Raw genomic sequence first — 25422 nt, 5'->3', positions numbered from 1 at the left:
CGAGAAAGGGCCGCACCTCCCCGGGAGGTGCGGCCCTTCGTCTCGGGGGACTCAGCCGATGAACGCGGCCAGGTCTTTCTCCAGCGCGAACTTGGGCTTCGCACCGATGATGGTCGTCTTGACCTCACCGCCGTGGAAGACCTTCATCGCCGGGATCGACGTGATCTGGTACTTCATGGCCAGCTCAGGGTTCTCGTCGACGTTGAGCTTGAGGATGGTGATCTTGTCGGGGTTGTCCGCCTGGATCTCGTCCAGGACCGGCGCCACCATACGACACGGACCACACCACTCGGCCCAGAAGTCCACCAGCACGGGACCGTCGGCCTGCAGAACGTCCTGCTCCCAGGTCGCCTGGCTCGTAGCCTTTGCACTCATCAGAGTTCTCCTTGATTCGAGGTTCGCCTGCTACAACAGCGGGCGAGGGAAAAGTGTTCCCGCCCCTACGCGGTGGCGGTGAGGATCTCCGCGGCCTCGGCGGCCGGAACCTCCACGGAAGGGTCTTCGAGGTCCGCCAGGAAGTGCTCTGCGTCGAGAGCAGCGACCGTGCCGGAGCCAGCCGCCGTGATGGCCTGACGGTAGGTGGGGTCGATGACGTCACCGGCAGCGAAGACTCCCGGAACCGACGTCTTCGACGAGCGGCCGTCGACCCAGATGGTGCCCTCCGGCGTCAGCTCGAGCTTGTCATGCACGAGGTGCGTGCGCGGGTCGTTGCCGATCGCGATGAAGAGCCCGTCGAGCGGGAGGTCGCTGAGCGTGCCGTCGACCGTGGAGCGCAACTGCACGCCGGTCACGGAGTCGCCTCCGAGGACCTCGGCGACCTCGCTGTTCCACACGAACTCGATCTTCTCGTTCGCGAATGCCCGCTCCTGCATGATCTTCGAGGCCCGCAGGGTGTCCTTGCGGTGGATCACGTAGACCTTGTCTGCGAAGCGGGTGAGGAACGTGGCCTCTTCCATGGCGGAGTCGCCACCGCCGACCACCGCGATCGTCTTCTCGCGGAAGAAGAATCCGTCGCACGTGGCGCACCAGGAGACTCCGTAGCCGGAGAGTCGCTCTTCGCCGGCGATGTCGAGCTTGCGGTACGCCGAGCCGGTCGCGTAGATGAGGGACTGCGTCTCGTGCTCCGCACCGCTGCCGAGGATGACCTTCTTGACGGGCCCCTCGAGCTGGAGTTCGGTGACATCGTCGTAGACGACCTCGGTGCCGAACTTCTCCGCCTGCTCCTGGAACTTGGCCATGAGCTCAGGTCCCTGGATCCCTTCGGGGAAGCCGGGGTAGTTCTCGACCTCGGTGGTGTTCATCAGCTCTCCGCCGACCTCGACGGAGCTCGCGATGAGCAGCGGCTTGAGGTTCGCCCTGGCCGCATAGATGGCAGCCGTGAATCCGGCGGGGCCGGAGCCGATGATGATGACCTGACGCATGTGATCTCCGTCTTAGAAACTGCAGTCGAATGACCTTCGAATGCTTCAACCCATGGTAACCGCGAGGCATTCCCTGCACAGTGTGCGTCGTAGGCCGCGGAGCGGGCTGCGTGCGTGGATCAGCGCCCGGGGAGGAATCGGCGGACGAGAGCAGTGCCGGCCTTGAGCTCGGGGGCGCGCATCACGGCGAGGATCGCGACGTAGACGACCACCACGACGAGGCCGATGATCGCGGTGCCCACGGCGCCCTGGATCTTGTCGACCATCATCCATCCTGTGGTGCCACCGAGCAGGACGAAGGCTCCCCAGCCGGCCAGCCCCGCCGGGACGCCGGCGATCGCGAACCGGCCGACGGCCGACATCCAGGAACGCACCTGCAGGCCGCCGATCTTTCGATGCAGCAACCAGGTGGCGAGTATCGTCTGCAGGATGCTCGCGATCGACTGTCCGAGCGCGACCGCCGCGGCGAGGGAGGTCAGAGGGATGATCCCCGCCTCTCGCATACCGAGGGCGATGAGAGCGGTGACGACGATGAGGGCGCACTGGATGATCGTGAACCAGAACGGGGTGCGAGTGTCGTCGTAAGCGTAGAACGTTCGCTGCACGATGAAGAGGATCGTGAGGGGGATGAGTCCGACGAGGTAGGCGATGAGCACCAGTGCGGCCGCCTGAGCGTCGTCGGCGGAGTCTGTGAACACACGCGACGCGGGGATGGCCGCGGCCGCGACGGCTGCGACGGCTGCGACGATGAAGAACAACAGGGTTCGAATGCTCCGTGCGATGTCGGCCCGGACCTCATCGTCGCGTCCGGCGGCGGCGTGACCGCTGATCTGGGTGAAGTACGGAGTCCCGATCGAGAGCACGATCACCGAGTACGGCAGCATGAAGATCAGCCAGGCGTTCGCTGTCACCGTGGCGGAGGCACCGAGACCGGCCACCTCACTGACGATGTAGCCCTGAAGAACCCCCGCGGAAAGGCTCGCGAAGGCCATGAGGAACGTCCAGCCCGCCAGGCGACCGACGTTGCCGAGCCCCACTCCACGCCAGTGGAAGTCGGGTTTCAGCGCGAGGCCGGTGCGACGCCAGAAGACCAGGAGGACGACAGCCTGGAGCGCGATACCGAGCGTGGCAGTCGCACCGAGCAGGGTGATCATCTCCGGTGTCCAGTCGGAAGCCTTCGTGGACACGGGGCCGAACAGTGCTCCGAGCGCGAGGAAACCTGCGATGGACACGATGTTGTTGACGACAGGAGCCCAGGTGAACGGACCGAAGATCTTTCGTGCGTTGAGTGCCTCGCCCAACATCGCGTAGAGGCCATAGAGGAGGATCTGCGGCAGGCACCAGTATGCGAGTGCCGTGGCGAGGGCGAGAGTGGACTCGTTCGCCTTGCCGGCGACCAGATGCACCAGCCACGGAGCCGCCACCGTCGCGATTCCCGTCACCACGACCAGAACGACCGTGCCCAGGGTGAACAACTTGGAGATGAAGGCGTTGCCGCCGTCGGCGTCCGCCGTCGCCTTGACGATCTGCGGGACGATCACGGCCGTGAGGATCCCCACGGAGATCAGAGAGAACACGCTGTTCGGCAGCTGGTTCGCGTAGGTGAAGGCGTCGGCCGCTTCGGATGCGACAGATCCGAGCACACCGACGAGGACGATGCTGCGCAGGAGCCCGGTGACGCGCGAGACGAGGGTCCCAGCGCCGATGATGGCGCTCGCCCGGCCGAGGCTACTCATTCGTATCCGGGGTCGAGGACGTGTCGTGGGCCGACGACGTGCCATCGCTCGGTGTCCCCTCCGGTCGGGTTCTCACGGCGTCCTCTTCCAATGACTCGATCTCTGCTTCCACAGCCGCCTCCTCGGCGGCCTCGCGGCGCTTGCGGCGGACGGTGCGGATCACGCCGACCACGATGAGGAGTGCGGCGAGGCCCCCGAAGACGATGAGGCCGATGGTCTCCCACTCCGCTCGCACAGCCACCCTGATCTTCTGCTGATCCTGGATCTGCACGCCGGTGGGGCTGTAGAGGCTGAGGCGCAGGTCGACCTCGCCGCTGCCGACCCGTGCGGATACCGGGACCTTGACGCGCTTGGTGGAGTTCGCCTCGACGACCGTCTCGGTCATCGGCTTCACCTCGAGGCGAGGGTCGGTGGGGGAGACGAACAACTGCACCGTCACCGGCCACGGCAGGTCGTTGCGCACGGCGATCGGCAGATCGGCGTTGGCGGTGAGCAGTTGAATGGTGCTGGAGGGGGGGATGCTCACGGCAGCGAGCGTCTCGGAGGTGCGCTTCTGGTGCTCCTCGACCTTCTTCGCGAAGGCCTTCGCCGACGATCCGACGGACAGCGTGCGGAGGATCCTGATGCGTTCAGGGCTCAGCAGCACCTGCGGGTCGGCGAGGATCGACGAGAAGGCGGTGAGCGTTCCCTCGTCGGCCAGGAGGGTCGTCACCGCTGCCGCGCGCGCGGGATCGGCTTCCGATGTGAGGGAGGCCGATGCGGGCGGAGTGGCGCGCAGTGCCGAGAATTCGAATCCGATCGAATCGGCCGTCGAGATCGCGTCGCGCAGCGCGTCCGCATTGCGGTTCTCGTCGCGGTCGAGCCCGATCAGCAGCGGGGCACCCGCGACGCGGCTCTCAGCCAGTGTCAGGAGCGCGGCGGCTTCGGCCAGGAGCCGCTGACGCTCGACGGAGTCGGCCTCTGCGGCGACCTGGGAGAGGGTCTCCGACAGGCCGCTGTCAGTGACCAGGAGGTCGTGCCCGCCGACGGTGGCGTGCGCAGCGCTCTGTCCGCCCAGCGCTGCGGAGGAGACGACGGTGCTCGTCCCCTCACCCAGGTATCGCGCGAAGGTGTCGAGATCCTCTTCCCTCAGCTCGTCGTCCGGCCACAGGATCTGAGGAAGCGCGCCATCGATCGCCGTGAGCTCCGCGTCATCGGGCAACTGAGGAGTGCCGGTCGGGCTGGGTGTCGGGCCCGGTGTCGCGGTCGAGTCCGCCGCCGGCGACGACGTGGCAGGCGTCTGTGGAAAGTCGGTGGGGTTCGGGAACGGAGCCAGTGTCGTCGGCTGCAGCAATGCGGGGAGACCCGCTTGTGCTTGCGCCGTCGCATCCGCATCGCCGAACTGCAGTGCGAACCGGGTGTTCGGCAGAGCTTCGAGTCGGTCGAGCCAGTCCCGCGCGGTCTCGGGAGCCGCGGAACCGAGAGCGCGGATCGCGGCGGGAACGGCGGGATCGATGGCGAGCACCGCGGTGGTGCCGGCCACGCCGTCGAGTTGAGCGGTCAGAGCCCCTTCGGGCCCGGTGAGAGTGCTGAGTTCCTCCGAGCTCAACAGCACGCCGTTCTCGGGGGTCGCCGTGAGCGGGACCAGCACGCCGACCTGAGCGGTCTGGGAATCGGCGACGACGAGCACGCTGGTCGCGGTGGCGTCGACCGTCGCCGAACGATCCTCAGGCGTGTTCACCGTCTTGGCACCCTTGAGCTCCGCCCGCAGCGGGTAGACACCGGGGGCGAGGGCACCGAGAGTCTCGGCGGGGACGAAGACCGTGGTCATGCCGGAGGTACCGGCATCGAGCGCGGCCGTCGTGTCGGAGCCGATCGTGTCGAAGTCGCCCGGTGCCTCGCCCTCATCGAGCCAGTTGGTGACCGAGGCTTCGTCCGTCAGAGGAGTCCTGCTGAGCTCCACCTGCACCTGACCGCTCGACAGCTTCGATTCCGTCTCGTTCTGCACCGTGAGCATCGCCGTGGTCGAGGAACCGGGGGCGACGAGGCCGCGCAGACCCGCGGAGACGTGGAAGCCCACGTTCGTTTCCTCGTCGGAAGCGGACCCGCCGGCGGCGACGGCCGTGCTCGGTGCGGCGACCGCGCACGCGCCCAGCACGATGGCGAGAACGGCGGTCCTGCCGGCGAGCCGTCGCAGGCGCGCACGGAGGCCGTGTTCGGGGGTGATGGCGGTCATGAGGGTCTTCCTCGAACGCCCGGAACGGGGCTGCTCGTGAGTACTGACCTCCTGATTCTAGGAGGCACAGGGAAGGAGAACCCTGAAGACGCGTAGAGTGACGGCCGTGTCCGACACCCCCGCACCTCACCCAGACCCCCTTCGCACCTCCGCGCTGGCCGCTGATCTCGATGCCGCCGACTTCCGGTCCGCACCCCTGCGTCGCCTGTGGGGAGAGGAGGCAGACGACGCCCTCGCCCGGGGGATGCGCGAACCGATCCTGCGGGCCATCGCCGAGGATGCCGGAGTCCTGGCCACCCTCGGCCGCCTGCTGGTCCTCGGTATGAGTCAGCCGCGGGCGGCGGTCGCCGCCGCTCTGCCGAATCTCGGGGTGGACGGACTCCAGGCGCTCGGACTCGCCACCGCGGATGCCGAGACGGTGACGCCGACGGCCCTGTTGCGTCCGCAGTCGTTCGTGGACGCCGAGGGTGTCGGCGAGTGGTGGATCGCCAGCGACCTCGACGAGGTCGCCCTCGACGGACCTCTCCCCGCCGATCATGTGCTCGGCGTCGGCGGAGCCTCGCGCACCCTCGCCGAGACGATCGTGCCCATCCAGGTCGATCGAGCTCTCGACCTCGGCACCGGGTGCGGGATCCAGGCGCTCCTCGTCGCCCGTCGTGCCGGCACTGTGGTCGCGACCGACATCTCGGCCAGAGCCCTGGCGTTCGCCGAGCTCAACGCGCGGGTCAACGGGGTGACCAACATCGAGTTCCGTCACGGCAGCATGTTCGATCCCGTCGCGGGCGAAGCGTTCGATCTGATCGTCTCCAATCCGCCGTTCGTCATCACACCGCGGGTGGAGGGCGTCCCCGCGTACGAATACCGCGACGGCGGACTGGTGGGCGATGCTCTCGTCGAACAGTTCGTCCGGAGCGCCCCGGCGCATCTGACGCGGAACGGAATCGCGCAGCTGCTCGGCAACTGGGAGTCGCGGGCAGGGGTCACGGGGCTTGCCCGTCTGGAGGCGTGGGTGCCGAGCGAGCTCGACCTCTGGGTCATCGAAAGGGAGGAGCTGTCGCCGTTGGGGTATGCGGAGCTGTGGATCCGCGACGGGGGCACCACCCCGCGCGACCCGGCATTCACTTCATTGCTGACCGCCTGGCTCGATGATTTCGCCGCCCGCGGCGTGACCTCGATCGGCTTCGGCTACGTGCTGATGCGTCGAGGTCTGTCGTCCCCTCCGCTCCGCCGCACGGAGCGGATCTCCCAGCAGGTGTCGAACGTCGGTGCCGCGCTCGGAACCGGGCTTGCCGCGCATGACGCTCTCGCCGAGGGGATCCCCGCGACTCTGCTCACGGCGCCCGATGTCACCGAGGCCCGCCACCTGCTGCCGGGCAACGACGACCCCAGCGTCATCGAACTGCGACAGGGTGGCGGTTTCGCCCGCACCGTGAACGTGGACCCTGCGCTCGCCGGGTTCGTCGGGGCCTGCGACGGCGACCTCACCGTGATGCAGATCGTCTCGGCCCTGGCCGACCTGTTCGAGGTCCCCCTCGCAGACCTGTGGGCTGAGCTCGAGCCCCGCATCAGATCGCTCGTGCTGGACGGCATCCTCGTACCGGGGGAATAGCTGCGGGATACATGCGTTGGAATAGATCATGAAGGCTTTCGGATTCCTCTCCTTCGGGCACTATGCAGATGTGCCCGGCTCAGCGACCCGCACCGCGGGCGACATGCTGAAGCAGACCATCGAGATCGCCGAGGGCGCTGACGAGATCGGTGTGAACGGCGCATACGTGCGCGTGCACCACTGGGCCCGTCAGGCCGCCTCCCCGATGCCCCTGCTGAGCGCCATGGCCGCGCGCACGAAGCGCATCGAGGTCGGCACCGGCGTGATCGACATGCGGTACGAGAACCCGTTCCAGTTCGCCGAGGAGGCCGCCGCCCTCGACCTGATCTCCGACGGCCGCATCGCCCTCGGCGTGAGCCGCGGTTCACCCGAGACGGCTCTGCGCGGCTACGAGACCTTCGGGTACGTCGACGAGGAGGACACCGAGCGGGGCAGCGTGATCGCTCGGGAGAAGTTCGACCTGTTCCTCCGCGCGATCGACGGCGAAGGCATCGCTCCGGGAGACCCCCGCATGGTGGGCGCCGGCCGCTACCTCGCGATCGAGCCGCAGTCCCCGACGCTGCGCGATCACATCTGGTGGGGATCAGGCTCACGCCCGACCGCGATCGAGACCGGCCGCAAGGGACTCAACATGATGAGCTCGACCCTGGTGACCGAGGCCACAGGGCAGCCATTCCACGAGTTGCAGCGCGAGCAGATCGACCTCTTCCGCTCGGCCTACAAGAAGGCCGGTCACACCGGCACACCGCGCGTCTCCGTCAGCCGCAGCGTGTTCCCCCTGGTGTCCGACATGGACCGGGCCTACTTCGGACTGCGCAGCGAGGAGAACGCCGACCAGATCGGCATCATCGACGGATTCCGTTCCACGTTCGGCAAGACCTACGCGGCAGAGCCGGACGTGCTGATCGAGCAGCTCCGACAGGATGAGGCGGTGATGGCGGCCGACACGCTGATGCTGACCATCCCGAACCAGCTCGGACCCGAGTACAACCTGCACGTGCTGGAGTCGTTCGCGAAGCATGTGGCTCCGGCGCTCGGGTGGAAGCCGAACACGGAGGGTCCCGTCCAGGGCGATCCGGTCTGAGCGGGATCACCGCTCTCGGCACGAGTGGCTTGACACGAGTTGCTTGACACGAGTTGCTTGACAAGGAGCGTTGGAGCACTGACGCTGGGGAGGCTGCGCCGATCGACGCAGCCTCCCTTCATGCCTTCGGAGGCAGACCATGACCCGTGTTCGCGTCGATCTCAACATCTCGCTCGACGGCTTCGCCACGACGACCGATCAGACCCCGGAGAACCCCTTCGGTGAGGACTGGGGCCGGCTGACGGCGGCGTACACGGCCACGCGCACGTTCCACGAGCGGGTCTTCCTCGACACCAGTGGGGCGGGAACGACAGGCGTCGACGAGAAGTACGCCGCGCACTACTTCGAGAACATCGGCGCCGAGATCATGGGCGCCGGGATGTTCGGGCTCCACGCCAACCCGGACGACCCGGACTGGCGCGGCTGGTGGGGCGATGAGCCGCCGTTCCACGCCCCGGTGTTCGTGCTGACCCACACACCGCGGCCTTCGATCGAGTTCGCCAACGGCACGAGCTTCCACTTCCTCTCGGCTTCTCCCGAGGAGGCGCTGCAGAAAGCGGTCGAGGCGGCCGCCGGCGCGGACGTGCGGATCGGTGGAGGACCCACGACCGTGCGTGAGTATCTGCGCGCGGGATTGGTCGATGACCTGCACGTCGGCATCACCCCGATCCTCATCGGCAGCGGGATCCGACTCTGGGACGACCTGCGCGGACTCGAGTCCGGCTACCGCGTCACCTCGGAGATCGCGGAGTCGGGCGTCACGCACATCACCTTCTCCCGCGAGGAATGACGCTCGCGGGAGGGCCGATCTGGGAGGCTGGACCAGTGCGCATCCGACCCTTCCGATCTGAAGACACCGATGCCGTCGTCGCCCTGTGGGAGGCGGCGGGGCTCACTCGACCGTGGAACGATCCTCGGAAGGACATCTCCCGGAAGCTGACGGTGCAGCCCGAGCTCTTCGTCGTGGCGGAGGACGAGACGGGGCGCATCCTCGGCTCGGTCATGGCGGGATACGACGGGCATCGAGGGTGGATGAACTACCTCGCCACGCAGCTCGACGCGCGCGGACTCGGAGTGGGCAGGGAGCTCGTGGCCCACGTGGAGGCCCGCCTGCGCGACCTGGGCTGCCCGAAGGTGAATCTGCAGGTGCGTGCCGGTAACGCGCAGGTGGTCGATTTCTACCGGCGGCTCGGCTACGAGATCGATGAGACGGTCGACCTGGGCAAGAGGCTCATCGCCGACGTGTGATCGCGGAGAACTCCCTTCTCGACGATCCGGTATACCAGTACGCTGACCGCATGCGTCTGCGTCGCAGAGGGATCATCGCCGGAGTCATCGGGCTCGTCGCCGTGCTCGTCGGCGCCATCCCCGCTGCTGCCGCCACCACATCATGGGCCACTTGGCAACCGCTCGCGGGCACGGGAGGTGCCTTCACGACAACAGTCCAGGTGGCACCCAACCCTGCACTCACCGCCACCATGACCAGCGACTCGCGCGCAGGCCAGGTCGGCGTGATCACCGGTGCATCGACGTGGCTGGCCGAAGGGACCCCCATCGGAGCCGTGTACGGATCCAGCAGGGATCAGCCGTACCTGAACCTGCGGCCCAAGGCCGACAACGCCACGAGCCCGTCGACGACGACCTATTCGTTCGCCGCGCCGACCCCGACGTCGGGCTGGGCCTTCGCGTTGGGGGATATCGACTCCGACAGCGTGCGCATCCACGCCGTCGCTTCTGACGGGCACGTGCTCACAGCGGCGGAGATCGGCCTCAGGGACCTCTTCAACTACTGCGCTCCTGGGGTCGTGGGAAAGCCCGCGTGCACCGGCGCGGCCGACGACGTGCCGACATGGGATGCCGCGACCCTCACTCTCACCGGGAATGCGGCAGCTGCCGACACCAGCGGATCCGCGGCATGGTTCGAGCCGTCGACTCCGATCCGCTCCCTTAGCTTCATCTTCACCCGGCGATCCGGTCTTCCGGTCTACCAGACGTGGTTCGTCTCTGCCGCGAATGACGTCCGAGGATCGGTCGCCGACGTGGCCACCGGGGCGCTGGGCGGTGTCGCTCTCGCACTCACCGACGGCAACGGCTCGATCGTGGGCAGGACGACCACCACGCCGGACGGCGCCTACTCGTTCCCCGGGTTCATCGCCACGGACGGCTACCGGGTGAGTGTGACGGCACCGCAGGGCAAGATCGCGGTCGGTGAGACGACGACGTCGGTGAACCTCAGCAGCGGCAATGCGGAAGATGTCGACTTCACGGTGCGCGACGTCGTGCCGTCCCCGGTCACCGGGCGCGTGGTGGACACGGAGGGAAACCCCATCGCCGGTGTCGTCGTGACGATCGACGCACAGACCAGGACCACCGACGCCGACGGGAGGTACCTGTTCGACATGGTCCTCGATGGGCCGCAGGAGGCGACCATCGCCGTTCCGGCCGGGTACGCCATCGACACGGCGCCGCCGGGCTTCGTGGTCCCGGCGGACAACGAGGATCTGATCACACTCACCGACTTCGTCATCAAGGCGAACCCGAGCCTGAGCGGGGTCGTCCGATGGAACGGCGGCGGTGTGCCAGGCGTCACAGTCACGGCCGTGCAGCAAGGGGGCAGCACCCTCACCACGGTGACCGGCGCGGATGGAGGCTACGCGTTCCCCCGCCTTCCGGCCGGCAACTACACGGTCACGATGACGACGCCCGATGGCTACGTCGCGACATCTCCGCTCAGCCGCACAGCACCGGTCGCGGAAATGGACGTCACAGGCGTGGACTTCGACCTCGCCCGGCTGGGGGCGCTCGACGGCACGGTGCGCACCGACGGCGGTGAACCCGTCGGAGGTGTGGTGATCGATGTCTCCGGTCCCGTCTCGGCACAGCTCACGACGGGTGCCGACGGCACCTACGGTCTCGGCAGCCTCCCTCCGGGCAACTACGAGCTGATCGTGCGCGCGCCCGACGGCACCACGATCGTCGGGGCGGGAACCCGCAGCGTCATGATCTCCGATGTCGGCGAGTCCGTCGAAGGGCAGGACTTCACCCTCGCGGCGGCCGTCGTCCCACCGGCACCGTCGCCGTCACCCGAGCCGTCGACCGGGAGCGCGAACAGCAACGACAGTGGTCGCCTTCCGGCGACCGGCCTCGGTGCCGAGACGTTCGCCTGGGCGGCGGGTGGTGCCGCGGTGATCCTGCTCGGGGCGACTCTTCTGGTCGTCGCCCGCCGTCGCTCCGGCCGGAAGTAACGCGGCGCCCGCTTTCGTGGTCAGCTGCCCTTGGGCGGTCCGAACAGTTCTTCGCCGTGCTCGTGGAGGAGCTTGTAGGCGTCGGCGAAGGTCTCCGGTTCCGGCTCACCCTGAAGACGGAGGCGTCGGCATGACTCAGACCGGACAGAAACGGTCCCGGCCGCACCACTGGAAGAGGGGCGGGCGCCGGGCACGTCGACGCCGATGGTGGCAGAGGGAGGTGGCCCTCCGGCCTCGCGGGCATAGTCTGCGCCCCTGATATCAAGAGAGTGGATCGTTTGGAGCAACGATCCACGTGGCGTGACCGACTCCACCCCCTCGCGCCTGCGGCATCTCACATCACCCCTCGCGGTCGCATCCAGATCACGGTGACGAGTCCGGTCGGGGCGCTAGGTGGTTGTGGTGCGGAGGTCGGCTTGCACGTCGAATGCCGGCATGAACGCCTCTTCGATCTTTTTACCGCGGAGATCCCCGCGGATCCATCGGCGAATGACTTGCGCGGCTGCTTCGACGCCAGCGGAGACCAGCTGCGGATGGGCGTCCGTGCTCAGGATGAAGCTCGTCACCCGCTCAAGCGAGGATGCGTCATGACGGTTGGCGAGCATCAACAGCTTCTCGTTCGCCACAACCGCGGAGGCGCGGTGAGCGATCATGGCGTCGAGGTTTCGGGCGGCGCGGGCGTGGACAAATGCCACTAGCGCCTCGAGCAGCTCGCCGGCCTGATCGCGTCGGCTGCGCTGCAGTTCATCTCGTCGTCGAGCGCGAATGGTGAAAACCGGTACTGCGGAAGTCGCGATGGCGCCGATGGCCGCACCACCCAGCCCGATGAGCGCACCGGTTAGCGTCGGATCCATGCCGGTCAGCGCGCAGCCGCGCCGCGCTGGTGGCCGATGATGCCCTGCAGATAGGCGACACGGTTGAACACGTCCGCACGCTGCGCGGCATTCCATACCGGCACATTCTCCGTATACGACTGCCCTTCGGGGCCCCAGATCGTCACATTCACGTACCCGGTGACTCGTACTTCCCTGGCCAGGAGGAACAGCAGGCTCAGGAGAAAGAACCAGATGAACAATACGACCATCACGATCGCCCACCCCGGCGTGTGCGTGGTGGTCGCGGTCTGATCCTGGGTAGTGACGTTAATCGACGCGGCCCTCCATGATCCGGCCGGCGTCACCACCCACTCTTGCGTGGCATGAACATTGCCGATGGAAACCAGATACGGCTGCAAAGGAGCGGTTCCCCCGGTGTGCGGTTGCATAGTCATGAATGAACCGTAGCGGCAACGCTCCGCCTTGAACCGCCCCGCTGGGGAAGCCGTGCGCCCACCCCAACGAATGAAGTAGAGCCGGCTCGTGGGCAGTGTGTTGATGGATGCGCTTCACGCGGCCAGGCGGATACAGCACGAGCGCTACTCCTCCTGCCCGTTGCCGACGATTCCGGCGCTCACAGGCGCACCGTCGGACCCCCGTCATGGTCACCCCACGCAAGGTTCACAATCTCGATGACGACGGCGACAATCAGACCGTTGATCAGGGCCAGAAGTGGTTCGAAGATGCTCATACTTCAACACCCCTGCGGCACGTACCCGGGGACCATTCAGTTTCTGCGTGGTGGGCGAGGGTAATCCACTCGCCACCCCCGGAACCCACCGACTCCACCCATGCCGACAGAGACACCTCCGGTGGTCTCCTGCGATACGTGCACGGCGACCGGCCTCGGTGCAGGTGGTGCCGCGGTGATCCTGCTCGGGGCGACTCTTCTGGTCGTCGCCCGCCGTCGCTCCGGCCGGAAGTAACGCGGCGCCCGCTTTCGTGGTCAGCTGCCCTTGGGCGGTCCGAACAGCTCTTCGCCGTGCTCATGCAGCAGCTTGTAGGCGTCGGCGAAGGTCTCCGGTTCCGGCTCGCCCGGCTTCCCGTAGCGCGCGAGGAGCAGGCCGAGCAGTCCACGTGCGGGCGGAGTGAGCGGCTTCAGCTGATCCTTCTCACCGGGCTGCGGTGCCGCGTCCTCCGGGTTCGGAGGCGTGTAGGCGGGCGTGGTCACCGGCCAGTCGGACGGGTGCCGGGGTTTGTCGAGGTTGACGACATTCAGGAGCGTGTTGGCGGACGCGTCCCGGTCGTTGAGCGGCTTGAGTCCGTGCAGGCGCGAGAGGGTGGCGGTCACCGAGCCGTGATGCATCTCGTCGTGGATGATGCTGCCGCGCTTCGTGTAGGCCGATACGGCGATGGCCGGGACACGGCAGCCCAGCCGATCGAACGTGAAGCCCATCTCGCCCGGCCCCGTGTCGGGGGTGGGCTTCGTCACCGCGGGCGGCGGCACGTGGTCGTAGCAGCCGCCGTGTTCGTCGAACGTGATCAGCAGGAGCGTGTTGACGGCGTTCGACCCCTTCGGGGAGGCACTCGTGCGCACCGCCTCGTAGATGTCGTGGATCAGCCGGTCGCCGGCCCGCACGTCCGAGATCGCGCTGTCGAACACGGGTTCGCCGTCGACCTCGCTCTCACGGGGCGATCCGAACGGCGGATGGAAGTCGTTGTGGTCGTAGACCATCCGCGGTTCGATGAAGGCGTAGGCGGGGAGGGTGCCCGCCTTCGCCTCGGCGTAGAAGTCCTCCATCGTGCCGAAGTGTTCGGTGCGCCAGTACTTCTCCAGCACCGCCGCATGCAGCATGCCGGTGAAGGAGACGAGCTGGAGCTTGTCGATGTAGATCTTCCAGCTCACCTTCTCGTCCTCGAGCCGGTTGAACACGGTGGGCGCGGCCGGCGCATCGAGCCACTTCCGGTAGCCGCCGCCGGCCTGATTCGTCACGAAGCCGTGAGACGTGGAGGCGTGGAAGAACGAGCGGTTGCAGAACGTCTGCGATGGCACTCCGGCGTACCAGTGGTCGAACACCGCGAACTCCGCGGCGAGCGTCGACAGGACGGGCAGCATCTCGGGCGAGAACGAGCCCATGATGTGCGCCGCCTCTTCGGGCTTCGGATCGACGCCCTTGCGCAGTCTCCGGAAGTTGATGATGTAGTCCTCGAGGAACCCCGACATCGTCGCCTTCTCGCCGTGCGTGGGGGCGTTGAAGGGGGCGGTCATCTCGTCGACGAAGAGGTCGGCGTTGGTCTTCGGGTCGACCGTGCCGAAGATCTGGGTGTTGACGTGCGGGTACTCCTCGCCCGGATCCGGGTCGGGGAGGCTCATGATCCGGTCGGTGTCACCGGTGTACACGTGTGCATCGACGACCGTGCCGTCGGACGAGGTGTTGCTGTACGAGCCGAAGTCGAGCCCCTCGAACGTCTCACCCTGCGGCAGGGTCTGCTTCGAGTAGAGGTAGCCGAGCAGGTTGTCGAACGAGCGGTTCTCGCCCATCACGACCACGAGATGGTCGAACCCCGGCTCGCTGCGCGGAGTGAGTGCGGCGAACGGGTCGGCATCGGCCGCGAATCCATCACGTGCATTGCCCGCGACCGACGCCCCGATGGCCGCACCGCCCACGCCGCCGACGACCGCGCCCGCGAGAGCAGCTCCACCGACTTTGAAGAATCCCCGGCGGGAGGCATCGCGGGGAGCATCGGGGGAGGAGGACTCATCTTCGGTCATGCCGTGATCCTACGACCGTGTGACGACGGCCGTCGGGAGGACTAGGCGGCGGCGATCCAGAGCACGGCGCCGTCGCGCCAGCCCAGGCCGGCGGTGCCCTCAGGGATCGGTTCCTCGTGCCGAGGGCGGACGACGCGCATCCGCGTACCCGCGAGCTCCACGATGTACACGATGTCGGCTCCGCGGTAGACGTGCGCGACGACCTCGACGCTCACCGGGGCATCCGCACCTACGACGGGGGAGAGGCGCAGGTCCTCCTGGCGGAGCACCACCTCTCCCGCTCCATCAGGACCGGCGCCTGTCATCGGCACCTGGATCGTGGTGCCGTCGAGGGTGGCCACCGCTCCGGAACGGGTAGCCGGAAGCAGGTTCGCCGCGCCGATGAAGTCGGCGGCGAAGGGGGTGCGGGGAGCGCCGTAGAGCTCGGCGGGTGCGCCCTCCTGCTCGATGACACCGGCGTTCATGAGCACGATGCGGTCGGAGAGGCTCATCGCCTCCTCCTGGTCATGCGTGACGAACACCGTCGTGAGCCCGAGCGTGCGGTGCAGCTCCTTCAGCTCGACCTGCATGTCCTCACGAAGGCGCGCGTCGAGGTTGGACAGCGGCTCGTCCAGAAGCAGCACGCGCGGCTCGAAGGCGATGGCACGGGCCAGGGCGACGCGCTGCTGCTGTCCGCCCGAGAGCTGCGCAGGCATCCGATCGGCGAGGTGGCCCATCTGCACGCGCTCCAGCGCCCGCACGGCGAGTTCCTTCTGCTCGGCCTTCGACTTCTCGCCGGACATCCGCAGACCGAAGCGCACGTTCTCGGCGACGCTCATGTGCGGGAAAAGCGCATAGCTCTGGAACATCATGCCGAGGTGCCGCTTCTCGGGCGGGAGCTTGGTCACATCCTGCCCCGCGATCTCGATCGTGCCGCTGGTCGGCGACTCGAGGCCGGCGATGCAACGCAGCAGCGTCGTCTTCCCGCAGCCGGAGGGGCCGAGCAGAGACACGAACTCTCCGGACTGCATGGAGAGATCGATGCCCTTGAGCACGGAGGTCCCCTTGAAGTCCTTGGTGAGTGAGGTGATGGTGAGTGTTGTCATCAGACGAACAACCTTCCCAGGCCGATGATGCGTTCGAGCACGATCATGAGGACGACGGTGAGCAGGACCATCAGGGTCGAGACGGCCGCCACGGTGGGCGACGTGCTGAACTCCAGCTGGCCGTAGATGGCGATGGGAAGCGTCTCCAGCTGCGGGGTGCGCAGGAAGAGGGCGATGACCGCATCGTCGAACGAGATGTTGAAGGCGAAGAACGCGCCGGCCGCGATGCCGGGGCGCGCGATGGGCAGCACCACGAGCCGGTAGCGGTTCCAGGTGCTGGCGCCGAGGGTGCGCGCCGCCTCCTCCGTGAAGTGGTCGGCACGCGTCATCACCCCGGTCACGGTGCGCATGACGTAGGGGATGGCGATCACCACATGGATCGCGATCAGCACCCCCACGTTCGGCGCCCCGATCGTGAGGGACGAGATGGACAGCGCTCCGATCGCGAGGATGATCGTGGGGATCGTCAGCGGCGACATCAGCAGCGCCTGGATGGCGGCACCGCCGGGGACCTTGAAGCGCGTGAGCGCGAGCGCGGCAGCGGTGCCGATGGAGGCCGCGACGATCGCGACCGTCACGCCGACCAGCAGGCTCAACCGGAACGGTTCGAGGTAGGTGTCGGAGGTGAGCGCCTCGACGTACCAGTCGAGCGTGAAGCCCTGACCGGGGAACGTCAGGAAGCGGTTCTCTCCGATGGAGGCACCGGCGACCACCATGAGCGGCACGAGCATGTAGAGCGTCACGATGACGCCGAGGATGATGGCGAGGACCCTGCCGAGGATCGGAACGGAACGGACCATGGTCACACCTTCTGCTTCCCGAGTCGGGACGTGGCCGCGAGCACGAGCATGACCCCGGCGAACAGCAGCACGGCCTGCGCGGCCGCGAACGACCAGTCGAGGTTGGTGGTCGCATCGATGTAGATCGTCTGGGCGAACACCGGGATCTGCGCTCCGCCGATGAAGCGCGGGGTGATGAACGAGCTCACCGAGAGGACGAACACGAGCGAGGCACCGGCCACGATGCCGGGGATCGCGAGGGGGAGGACGACATGCCACAGCGTGCGCCAGAACCCGGCACCGAGGGTGCGTGCGGCCTCTTCGAGTTGCGGGCGGATACCCGAGATCACGCCGAGGATGCTGAGGACCGCGAACGGCAGGAGCACCTGGACCATCGCGATCACGACGCCGGTCTCGGTGCCGAGGAAGCCCTGTGTGCCGCCGACGAGGAACTCGGCACCGGGGATCTTCATCAGCAGACCGGACGGGCCCATCAGCACGACCCAGCCGAATGTGCGGACCACGACGCTCGTCATGAGGGGCAGGATGACGACGATCAGCAGGAACGAGCGCACCTTCGAGCCCGCTCTCGCCATGACGTAGGACAGCGGGATGGCGATGATCAGTGTGATCACCGTCTGGATCACCCCCAGGCGGAGCGAGCGCAGCGCCGCCTGGAGGTGATATTCACTCGTGAACAACCGGGTGAAGTTGTCGAGGGTGAACCCGCCTGCCGACGACTGCACGCTCATGAGGAGCATGCCGGCCACCGGGGTGACGAAGGCGAGCGCGAGCAGCACGATCGCCGGCAGGAGCAGGAGCCAGGGCTCCCTACGGGTTCGCACACTCATTTGGTGATCAGCGCATTCCACTCATCGGTCCAGGCCGGTCGCGAAGCCGCGACGTCGCCGGGAGCGTAGACGACGACCGTCTCGAGCTCGTCGCCCGTCAGCACGTTGTCAGCGGCTTCGTCGGAGAGCTCGGTCTTGGTGTTGACCGGCGAGTACCGCATGTTCTCCGCGAAGACGGCCTGCGCTTCGGGGCGCAGCTCGAAATCGATGAAGAGCTTCGCGAGGTCGGGGTTGTCCCGGCCCTCGACCACGTTCGCCGTGATGAGAGAGGCGGTGACGCCCTCTTCCGGGACGATGAACTCCACCGGAAGGCCCGCGTCCTGCAGCGTGCCGGCGTAGTCCATCGCGTACGGCGCGAGCCACGTGTCGCGCTGCGCGAACGCGGTCTGCAGATCGGGCGAGGTCGGGACGACGATCGCGTCACCGGACGACGCCAGCGCACCCAGGTCGGTGATCGCCTGCGAGGTGTCGTCGATGCCGCCGCCGAGCGCGTCCGCGACGCGGAGCATCGAGAGCACGCCGTACGTGTTCGAGAAGTCCGTGAGCGCGACGTGACCGGCATAGGCCTCGTCGAACAGGTCGAGCCACGAGGTGGGCGCAGGCGCATCCGCCTCGGTGTTGTAGACCAGTCCGATCGGAGCGAGCTGGATGACCGGGCCTTCACCGCGCTCGAGCCCGGCGGTCGCGAGGTCGATCAGGTCGCCGGTCTCGGAGAGGTCATCGGCGGCGATCGAGGCGATGAGCCCCTGCTCCGCAGCGGTGAACTCCTGCCCGCCGGAGAAGTGCACGACATCGATCTGCGGGCTCGCCTTCTGGGCGGTGACCTGCGCGAGAGCGTCGGCGCTGTACAGCGTGATCAGCTCGACCTTGGCGCCGGTCTCCTCCTCGAAGGGGTCGACGACGGCCTCGATGAAGGCCTTCTCCCAGTCGCCGCCGAACGACGTGACGACGATGGTCTCTCCGGCGAACTCCTTGTCGCCGCCTGACGCTGCGCTGTCATCACCGGTCGAGCATCCGGCGAGGACGAGGGCACCGGTCGCGACGAGCGCTCCGGTGGTGAGGATTCTTCGGGTATTCATGCACTGCTCCTTCGGGATGGGTCCAGCACTGAGGTGGACGTCTTAGACCAGGCGTCCGATGGTGAGCTGCTTCGCTCCGTCGATGCGGATGGCCGCGCTCTCCTTGGCGAACTCGGCGAGTCCTTCGGTGATGCCGCCCCAGATGTTGACGGGTGTCCATCCGAGCGGGCCGAGAGTACGGGCACCACGATCGTAGAAGACGCCGATCTCGTACCACTCGAACGGCAGGCCGCCCATCTGCATGGGACGCTGCCAGTACCACTGCAGGTCACCCGGCGCCGGTACGACCTGCTGGTTCTCGAAGGGCACCTTCTCGGGGTCGAAGTTCTGCGCCTCTTCGGGAAGGCCGACCATGACCTCGGGTCCGGCGTACATGGCGTGCATCGCCTGCATGGTGACCGGCTTCTCCAGTGCGCCCCACATGGCCTCGCACGTGCGAGGGGCGAGGTCCTCGAACAGGGTGGCGACGGCGCGGACGCCGTTCTCGTACTCGAGGAAGACCTGCTTGGTCATCGTGTTCCTTTCTCTGCCGCGGGGTGTTCCGCTGCTCTTTCACGGGCGGCCGAGACGAACGCCGCGAACAGCGGCATCTCCTCTGCGGCCTCATCGGGGGCGATCATCTTCTCGGGGTGCCACTGCACAGCCCAGAACGGCCAGTCACCGTCGGCCTCCACGGCTTCGACGATCCCGTCCGGTGCCCAGGCGACAGGGCGGAGGCCGGGGGCGGGGGCGTCGATCGACTGGTGGTGGATGGTGTTCACGGTCCGCTGGCTGGCACCGTAGAGCGAGGCGAGGCGACTGCCCTCGGCGAGGAGGATCGGATGCCGGGCCGCGAGCTGCTGGTCGGCGCCGCGCACCGTTTCGTGGTGCTCCGTGACCGGGATGTCGACGAGGAGTGTGCCCCCGAACGCGATGTTGCTCACCTGGAGCCCACGGCAGATCGCCAGGACGGGGATTCCCCGGCGCCGTGCACCGAGTGCGAGCGCGATCTCATAGCCGTCGCGGGAGGGGTCGTAGTTCTTCCCCTCCTGCGGCTCGGCACCGTAGCGGGAGGGGTGCACATCCTCGCCGCCGGAGAGCACGAGCCCGTCGAGACGATCGAGCACCTCGTCGACGCCCGCCGTGGGAGGCAGCAGCACGACCGCGCCGCCGGACGCCTCGACGGGCGCGGCGTACTCGGTGCCGAGGGTGTGCGCCGGGCGGCCGCTGCCCAGGTCGGTGTCGATGGAACGGCGCCAGGTGGTGATGCCGATGAGCGGGCGGGTCACGAGAGCTCGATCCAGGTGGTCTTCAGGTCGGTGAACTTCTCGAGGGCGTGCAGGCTCTTGTCGCGCCCGAAGCCCGATCCCTTGACGCCGCCGAAGGGGATCGTCATGTCGCCCTCCTCGAAGCAGTTGACCCAGACCACGCCGGCCCGGAGTCGCCGAGAGAGGGCGTGGACGGCATTCAGATCGGTGCTCCAGAGCGCGGCGGCGAGGCCGTACTCGGTGCCGTTGGCGATGGCGAGCGCGTCTTCCACGTCGTCGTAGGCGATGACCGAGAGCACGGGTCCGAAGACCTCGCGCCGGGCTACCTCGTGCGCGGGGGTGACGCCGAGCACGACGGGGGCGAAGTAGCTGCCGCCGTCGACGGCCTGGAATCGTTCGGCGGTTCCCGCGGCGAGCTCGGCGCCCTCGGCCTGGGCGCGCTCGACGAAGCCGGCGATGCCTGCGAGCTGCTTCTCGCTCACGATCGCCCCCATCGAGGTGGACACATCGAACGGGTCTGCGGGAAGGCTCGTGCGGGCGACCTCCGCGGCGATCTCCAGGGCGCGATCGCGCTGCGCGCGTGGGACGAGCAGCCGAGAGGAGGCCGTGCACATCTGGCCCTGGTTGTAGAAGCAGCCGTCCGCGGTGGCGCGGACAGCACGCTCCAGGTCGGCGTCCGGCAGCACCAGGCTCGCGGTCTTGCCGCCGAGTTCGGGCCAGACGCGCTTGCCGTTGGAAGCGGCCGAGTAGCCGAGGAGCATGCGGCCGACCTCGGGCGAGCCCGTGAAGGTGACGACGTCGACGTCGTGGTGCTCGCCGAGTGCGCGACCGGCGACCTGGCCGGTGCCCGGTGTGACGTTGAGCACGCCGGCGGGGATGCCGGCCTCGTGGGCGAGCTCGGCCAGACGGAGTGCGGAGAAGGTCGTGTGCTCCGCCGGCTTGAGCACCACGCTGTTGCCGACGGCGAGTGCCGGGGCGAGCTTCCAGGCGGTCATGGTCAGGGGGAAGTTCCACGGCACGACGGCGGCGACGACGCCGGCCGGTTCCCGGGTGACCAGCGCGAGGCTGTTCGGGGCGGTGACGGGCATCTCGTCGAGCACCTTGTCGGCCGCCTCGCCGTACCAGCGGAAGCAGTTGACGACGGCGCGGAGCTCGGTCTGCAGCGCCTCCCGTACGGGCTTGCCCATCTCGAGCGAGATCGTGAGAGCGAGCTCTTCGGCGTTGTCGTGGATCTTCTGTGCGAAGGCGATCAGCAGCTGGCCGCGCTCCCGGGGTGCGATGCGCGACCAGACGCCCGAGTCGAAGGCCACGCGGGCCGCGCGGACGGCGCGGTCGACGTCGGCAACCGATGCCGTGCTGATCGGCGGAAGGGCACGACCGTCGCGCGGGCTCACCGGGATGAGGGGTGCGGCCGAGCCGTCTTCCCATGCGCCGTCGATGAACATGCGCGTGCGCAGGGGCAGCGTCGCAACGCGATCCGCCCAGTCGTCTCCAGTAGCCGTGAACACGGTCGTCCTCTCCAGGGGTGATGGCCCTGGAGAGGATACTTGCTCTATTTCGCCACTAGGTCAAGCTGTTAAGAACGATCTCGCCATTTCGTTACATGTCAGTAACAGAATCAGACTACAACCGGATCGCGCCGGTCGGCATGTCATTGGCCAGCGCCTCGGGTGCCTCATCGACGATCAGCGATCCCCGCAGCACCGGGGTGATGACCACCAGCGACTCCACGACCTCGAGACCCTCGTGCCCTGCCACTGCCGGGCCCGTGAGGAAGTCGTAGAACTCATCGGCGTCCTTGACCAGCACGTTCGCGAGCAGCTGCGAAGTGCCCGTGGTGGCGGCGATGAACTTCACCTCGGGCGCGGCCGCCAGAGCCGTGCCGACCTTCTCGAGGCGCGCCATCGGCACCCGAAGCCACACGAGCGCCTCGAGGCCCAGACCGAACAGACTCGGCACGACCTCGGTGCGCGGATGCATGAGACCTCGACGACTCAAGGACTCCATGCGACGCCGGGTGGTGGTCACGTTCAGGCCCAGGGATCGGGCGAGCTGGGCCACCGGCATCCGCCCGTCCTTGAGCAGCAGTCGGATGAGGGCCTCCTCGTCTTCGCTCAGGGAGTCGGCGGGATCGACCTCGGAGCCGGAGGACTCGTCGAGCATGCGCGCCTGCTCCTCGGTGAGAACTCCTGCGCGCCAGTCGTGCCCCGACCGGAAGAACTTCAACACCGTCGTGACGTTGATCGAGTCGATGCCCTCGAGCTCGGGGAAGTCGGTGAACAGCAGCTCCCGGATCGAGGCGTCATCGTGGGGGAGGAGCATCCCGGCGATGTCGCTGCTGCCCTCGAGCACCGAGACCGATGACGCATCTGCCCGCCGTGCGAGGGTGCGCGCGACCTGCCACAGCGCATGGGGTTCTGTCGTGATGCGGAAGAGCACCGCGCGGGCATGCAGCACCCTGGCGGGGTCGACGTAGGTCGAGACGCGGACCAGTCCTCGATCGAGCAGCCGTTGCCCTCGACGGGCGACCGTGCGCTCGGGCAGATCGACCACGCGGGCGATCTCGCCCCACGACGCGCGGCCGTTCACCTGCAGAGCCGCGGCGACGATCCGATCGGTCTCGTCGGCCATCACATCGTTCGCGGGCACGTGCTCTCCTTCACCGGGGATGGGCTCGGTGGAAGGCTATCTCAGTCGGCGGTGCCGTCGCGTGGCGCGGAGGGGTGGGGAGGGGCGGGGAGGCAGGTGCGGAAACGGAGACGATCTGTGCGGCGCAGGGCGTGTCGTGGAGCGGCGCGCCGGGTGCAAGCCCATGGATCTGGGTTTTGGCCGGATCCGAGGAGCGCGAGAGGGGCGCCACCCGAGTTCGAGACCCGGGCGACGCCCCCTCTCCGACTACTCCGCCTCGGTCGTCTCCACCGTGGCGTGCCGGCGACGACGGCGCATCGCGAACAGGCCGAGGCCCGCCGCGAGGAGCACGACGGCAGCGGCGATGTACGGCAGGCTGTCGGCTCCCGTGGTGGCGAGGCCGCCGCCTGCGGAGCCTCCGTTACCTGTGGAGCCCCCGTTACCCGTGGAACCGCCGTTGCCCGGTGTCGTCGCTCCGCCACCGGACGCGGCCGTGACGCTGAGTGCCGCGGTGACCTCGGTGCCGTCGGGCAGGATCACGGCCAGCGTGTGCGCACCGGCCGGAGTGTTCGCCGGGATGGTAACCGTGCGCTGGAACGAGCCGTCCGCACCGGCGGTGGCCGTGCCCAGCTGTACCGGGTCGGAACGCAGCTCGAGGCGGAGCTGAGCGCCCTCTGCGAAGCCGCTGCCCGATACCGTGACCGTGTCGCCGGCCTGCACGGACGCCGCACCGAGCTCGACCTTCGCCGGAGCCTCGGGCTCGGGGGTGACCGGAGGTGTGACGCCGGCTTCGGTGACCCACTTCTCGCCCGCATCCGACTTGGTCACCGTGAACGTGTCGTAGACGGCGCCGACGGGGAGGTCCGTCGTGGCGTCCGGCTGCTTCTCGGCCAGGTACGACCGGTAGACCAGCTGGTTCTTCGAGACGTCGATCACCTGGTACGTCGTCACGCCCTGACCGCGCAGCACCTGAGTGGCGCCGTTGTTGGTCCAGACATTCTTCTCGGGCGTCTCCAGGTCGTAGTGCTTCGCGCCCGAGTTCGAGACGACGTAGACCGGGCCCGTGGTGAGGCCGGCGGTCTCTGTGGCATCGGTGTTCACGTATCCGCGGGCGTAGGTGTGGTCGTGTCCCATGAGAACCAGGTCGATGTCGTTGCGCTGGAAGACCGGCAGCCACTCGGCGCGGAGGATGGGCTCATCGCGCCCGGCCGAGGCCGAGAACACGGGCTGGTGGAACGTGACGACATTCCACTTCGACGGGCTGTTCTGCAGCAGCAGGTCGAGCCAAGCGCCCTGGAAGCGCGTCCAGAGGGTGCCGATCTGCGACGAGGGGCACTCCGCCCCCGTGCACGACGGGAGGCCGGCCGGGGTGAGGAACGTCGTGTCGCGAGTGGCGTTCAGCGTGATGAAGCGTACGCCCTGGTAGTCGGTGTAGTACGCGGTCTCGGCGGCGAAAGAGCTCCAGTGGTCGAAGAACGCGCGGTACTGCTGTGCGACCTCGGAGTCGCCCTTCGCCAGGTTCGCGAGTTCGCCGATCGAGCTGGTCGACGGGTTGTTGTGCGGGTACTCGAACGCGGCCTTCCACGCCGTGAGCAGCTTGTCACCGGAGTACTCGTGGTTGCCCGGAGCTGCCATCACGTTGGTGCGGACGGCCGAGTCCTTCATGCCCTTGAACCAGTTGACCCACTCGTTCTCGTTGCTCGACGTGTTGATGAGATCACCCGCGTGCACGGAACCGATCGAGCGGGGAGCCTGCGCCTCGGCCTGCTTCACGACACTCGGCCACGTGGTGTCGAGGCCGATCTGGGCGTCGCCGTAGTAGATGAACTGGAAGTCGGTCGCGGACGGATCCGCGGTGCGGAAGGTGAACCAGTCGCTCCAGCTCCCGGGAAGGCCGACGCGGTAGCGGTACTCGGTGGCAGCGGTGAGACCCGTCACCGTCGCCGAGAAGTGCTTGTTGGGGTTGCCGTTCACGACTCCCGCGTCGTACGCGTCGACCGTGCGGGTCTCTCCGCCGGCGGACGGGGCGATCTCGACCTGTCCGACCGTGTGCGAGGCGTCGCCCGCGAGCCAGGAGAACGACTGCGAGACGGCCGGCTGCTCCGTCGGGGTGAGGATGACGCGCGTCGGCGGTGCGACGACGGGAGTGCCTGGCGCGGAGGCCTTCACGAGGGTCAACGACGACATGTCGAAGAAGATGTCGGAGCTGGTCGCGCGATCCTGGAACAGCGACACCGCGATCGTGTTGGTGCCGTCGTGCAGGAGGGTTCCCTCGGCGCTGAACGTGCTCGTGAGCGGGTCGCCGTTGCTGTCGCCTGCGTACTCGACGTTGACGGTGTCGGTGATCCTGCCGTCGACGTACCGGGCCACCTCCTGGCCGTTGATCCACACGATGACGGCGTCGTCGTAGGTGATGGTGCTCTGCAGGGCGGCGACCTGCTCCGCGACGCCTGCCTCGAGCTCGAACGTCGTGCGGAAGAAGTAGGTCGGCACGGTCGGTGCCGCCGTGCCGTCGAGGTAGTGGTTGAGCAGGGTCTTGGGCGTCTGCGGGCCGACCGGTGCGAGCTTCCCACCCTTGGCGCCGAACGAGCCGGGCGCCGTCTTCCATGCGTTGTCGTCGTAGGCGGGCAGGGTCCAGTCGCGGAGGGCTGCGGGAGCGGGAGACGGGTCGGAGCCGTCGTCGAGGTAGTGCCAGGCGGTGTCGCCGGTGATCAGTGAGCCCGTCGGCACTTCGGGATCGGGGGCGGCAAGAGCCGCGGGGGCGACGACGGCGCCGCCGAGCAGGGCGAGGAGCGCGACGGCCGTCAGTCCGCGGCGCCGCCACCGCACCGCAGGGGTGGGGGAGGTCATGTCAG

General features: G+C 67.8%; 22 protein-coding genes. 6 read left to right on the top strand and 16 right to left on the bottom strand.

Going from position 1 to position 25422, the window contains the following annotated elements:
• Nucleotides 1-51 precede the first annotated feature (51 nt).
• From trxA to AB4070_RS12110, 4 genes are all read right to left on the bottom strand, one after another.
• The gene (gene trxA / locus AB4070_RS12125) at nucleotides 52-375 is read right to left on the bottom strand and encodes a thioredoxin (protein WP_021201395.1); all 324 of its coding nucleotides are present in this window, start codon (nucleotides 373-375) and stop codon (nucleotides 52-54) included.
• A gap of 65 nt (nucleotides 376-440) precedes the next feature.
• Nucleotides 441-1421 carry a thioredoxin-disulfide reductase gene (trxB, locus tag AB4070_RS12120; protein ID WP_046747958.1) on the bottom strand — a complete coding sequence of 327 codons (981 nt, stop codon included), beginning with the start codon at nucleotides 1419-1421 and terminating at the stop codon, nucleotides 441-443.
• Nucleotides 1422-1540: 119 nt separating this feature from the next.
• Nucleotides 1541-3157, bottom strand: coding sequence for a murein biosynthesis integral membrane protein MurJ (gene murJ, locus AB4070_RS12115; protein ID WP_441980313.1), 1617 nt, complete (start codon nucleotides 3155-3157; stop codon nucleotides 1541-1543).
• On the bottom strand, nucleotides 3150-5372 hold the full coding sequence (locus AB4070_RS12110; protein WP_441980312.1) for a DUF6049 family protein: 2223 nt from the start codon (nucleotides 5370-5372) through the stop codon (nucleotides 3150-3152). Before AB4070_RS12110 ends, murJ begins: the two co-directional genes overlap by 8 nt.
• A 97-nt stretch (nucleotides 5373-5469) precedes the next feature.
• Here AB4070_RS12110 and AB4070_RS12105 point away from each other — a divergent pair, with 97 nt between their 5' ends.
• The 5 genes from AB4070_RS12105 to AB4070_RS12085 all read left to right on the top strand — a co-directional run bounded on the left by AB4070_RS12105 (nucleotide 5470) and on the right by AB4070_RS12085 (nucleotide 11310).
• Entirely contained in the window at nucleotides 5470-6981 is a 1512-nt protein-coding gene (locus AB4070_RS12105) for a class I SAM-dependent methyltransferase (protein ID WP_441980311.1), read from the top strand.
• 28 nt (nucleotides 6982-7009) lie between these two features.
• Nucleotides 7010-8065 (top strand): LLM class flavin-dependent oxidoreductase, encoded by a 1056-nt coding sequence (locus AB4070_RS12100; RefSeq protein ID WP_441980310.1) that lies wholly within the window; start codon nucleotides 7010-7012, stop codon nucleotides 8063-8065.
• Between the two features lie 139 nt (nucleotides 8066-8204).
• Complete coding sequence (locus tag AB4070_RS12095; protein ID WP_441980309.1) at nucleotides 8205-8855, top strand: dihydrofolate reductase family protein; 651 nt, start codon at nucleotides 8205-8207, stop codon at nucleotides 8853-8855.
• A gap of 35 nt (nucleotides 8856-8890) precedes the next feature.
• Nucleotides 8891-9313, top strand: a complete 423-nt coding sequence (locus AB4070_RS12090; protein WP_441980308.1) for a GNAT family acetyltransferase — start codon at nucleotides 8891-8893, stop codon at nucleotides 9311-9313.
• A 50-nt stretch (nucleotides 9314-9363) separates the two neighbouring features.
• Nucleotides 9364-11310: an MSCRAMM family protein gene (locus tag AB4070_RS12085; RefSeq protein WP_441980307.1), complete on the top strand. Its 1947-nt coding sequence runs from the start codon at nucleotides 9364-9366 to the stop codon at nucleotides 11308-11310.
• 389 nt (nucleotides 11311-11699) lie between these two features.
• Here AB4070_RS12085 and AB4070_RS12080 read toward each other — a convergent pair whose 3' ends face one another.
• Both AB4070_RS12080 and AB4070_RS12075 read right to left on the bottom strand, forming a co-directional pair.
• Entirely contained in the window at nucleotides 11700-12164 is a 465-nt protein-coding gene (locus tag AB4070_RS12080) for a hypothetical protein (protein WP_441980306.1), read from the bottom strand.
• Between the two features lie 5 nt (nucleotides 12165-12169).
• On the bottom strand, nucleotides 12170-12580 hold the full coding sequence (locus AB4070_RS12075) for a hypothetical protein (protein WP_441980305.1): 411 nt from the start codon (nucleotides 12578-12580) through the stop codon (nucleotides 12170-12172).
• Between the two features lie 396 nt (nucleotides 12581-12976).
• Here AB4070_RS12075 and AB4070_RS12070 point away from each other — a divergent pair, with 396 nt between their 5' ends.
• On the top strand, nucleotides 12977-13111 hold the full coding sequence (locus AB4070_RS12070; RefSeq protein WP_441980304.1) for a hypothetical protein: 135 nt from the start codon (nucleotides 12977-12979) through the stop codon (nucleotides 13109-13111).
• A 20-nt stretch (nucleotides 13112-13131) separates the two neighbouring features.
• Here the strand turns inward: AB4070_RS12070 and AB4070_RS12065 are convergent, their stop codons facing one another.
• The 10 genes from AB4070_RS12065 to AB4070_RS12020 all read right to left on the bottom strand — a co-directional run bounded on the left by AB4070_RS12065 (nucleotide 13132) and on the right by AB4070_RS12020 (nucleotide 25417).
• Nucleotides 13132-14898, bottom strand: coding sequence for an alkaline phosphatase family protein (locus AB4070_RS12065; RefSeq protein WP_441980303.1), 1767 nt, complete (start codon nucleotides 14896-14898; stop codon nucleotides 13132-13134).
• Between the two features lie 41 nt (nucleotides 14899-14939).
• The gene (locus AB4070_RS12060) at nucleotides 14940-15983 is read right to left on the bottom strand and encodes an ABC transporter ATP-binding protein (protein WP_441980302.1); all 1044 of its coding nucleotides are present in this window, start codon (nucleotides 15981-15983) and stop codon (nucleotides 14940-14942) included.
• Nucleotides 15983-16783, bottom strand: coding sequence for an ABC transporter permease (locus AB4070_RS12055; RefSeq protein WP_282847710.1), 801 nt, complete (start codon nucleotides 16781-16783; stop codon nucleotides 15983-15985). Before AB4070_RS12055 ends, AB4070_RS12060 begins: the two co-directional genes overlap by 1 nt.
• Before the next feature lie 2 nt (nucleotides 16784-16785).
• Complete coding sequence (locus tag AB4070_RS12050; RefSeq protein ID WP_046748493.1) at nucleotides 16786-17613, bottom strand: ABC transporter permease; 828 nt, start codon at nucleotides 17611-17613, stop codon at nucleotides 16786-16788.
• Nucleotides 17610-18692, bottom strand: coding sequence for an extracellular solute-binding protein (locus AB4070_RS12045; protein WP_441980301.1), 1083 nt, complete (start codon nucleotides 18690-18692; stop codon nucleotides 17610-17612). The genes AB4070_RS12050 and AB4070_RS12045 overlap by 4 nt, the downstream gene beginning before the upstream one ends.
• A 42-nt stretch (nucleotides 18693-18734) precedes the next feature.
• Nucleotides 18735-19205, bottom strand: a complete 471-nt coding sequence (locus tag AB4070_RS12040) for a DUF3830 family protein (protein WP_017829890.1) — start codon at nucleotides 19203-19205, stop codon at nucleotides 18735-18737.
• Nucleotides 19202-19960, bottom strand: coding sequence for a gamma-glutamyl-gamma-aminobutyrate hydrolase family protein (locus AB4070_RS12035; protein WP_441980300.1), 759 nt, complete (start codon nucleotides 19958-19960; stop codon nucleotides 19202-19204). Before AB4070_RS12035 ends, AB4070_RS12040 begins: the two co-directional genes overlap by 4 nt.
• Complete coding sequence (locus tag AB4070_RS12030) at nucleotides 19957-21447, bottom strand: aldehyde dehydrogenase family protein (RefSeq protein ID WP_441980299.1); 1491 nt, start codon at nucleotides 21445-21447, stop codon at nucleotides 19957-19959. Before AB4070_RS12030 ends, AB4070_RS12035 begins: the two co-directional genes overlap by 4 nt.
• A 115-nt stretch (nucleotides 21448-21562) precedes the next feature.
• Nucleotides 21563-22588 carry an Lrp/AsnC family transcriptional regulator gene (locus tag AB4070_RS12025; protein ID WP_441980298.1) on the bottom strand — a complete coding sequence of 342 codons (1026 nt, stop codon included), beginning with the start codon at nucleotides 22586-22588 and terminating at the stop codon, nucleotides 21563-21565.
• Between the two features lie 246 nt (nucleotides 22589-22834).
• Nucleotides 22835-25417, bottom strand: a complete 2583-nt coding sequence (locus tag AB4070_RS12020) for a fibronectin type III domain-containing protein (RefSeq protein ID WP_441980297.1) — start codon at nucleotides 25415-25417, stop codon at nucleotides 22835-22837.
• Nucleotides 25418-25422: the final 5 nt, after the last annotated feature.

The organism is Microbacterium sp. 2RAF4, from assembly GCF_052115285.1.
GTDB lineage: Bacteria > Actinomycetota > Actinomycetes > Actinomycetales > Microbacteriaceae > Microbacterium > Microbacterium oxydans.
This window is presented reverse-complemented; position numbering and strand designations above follow the sequence as displayed.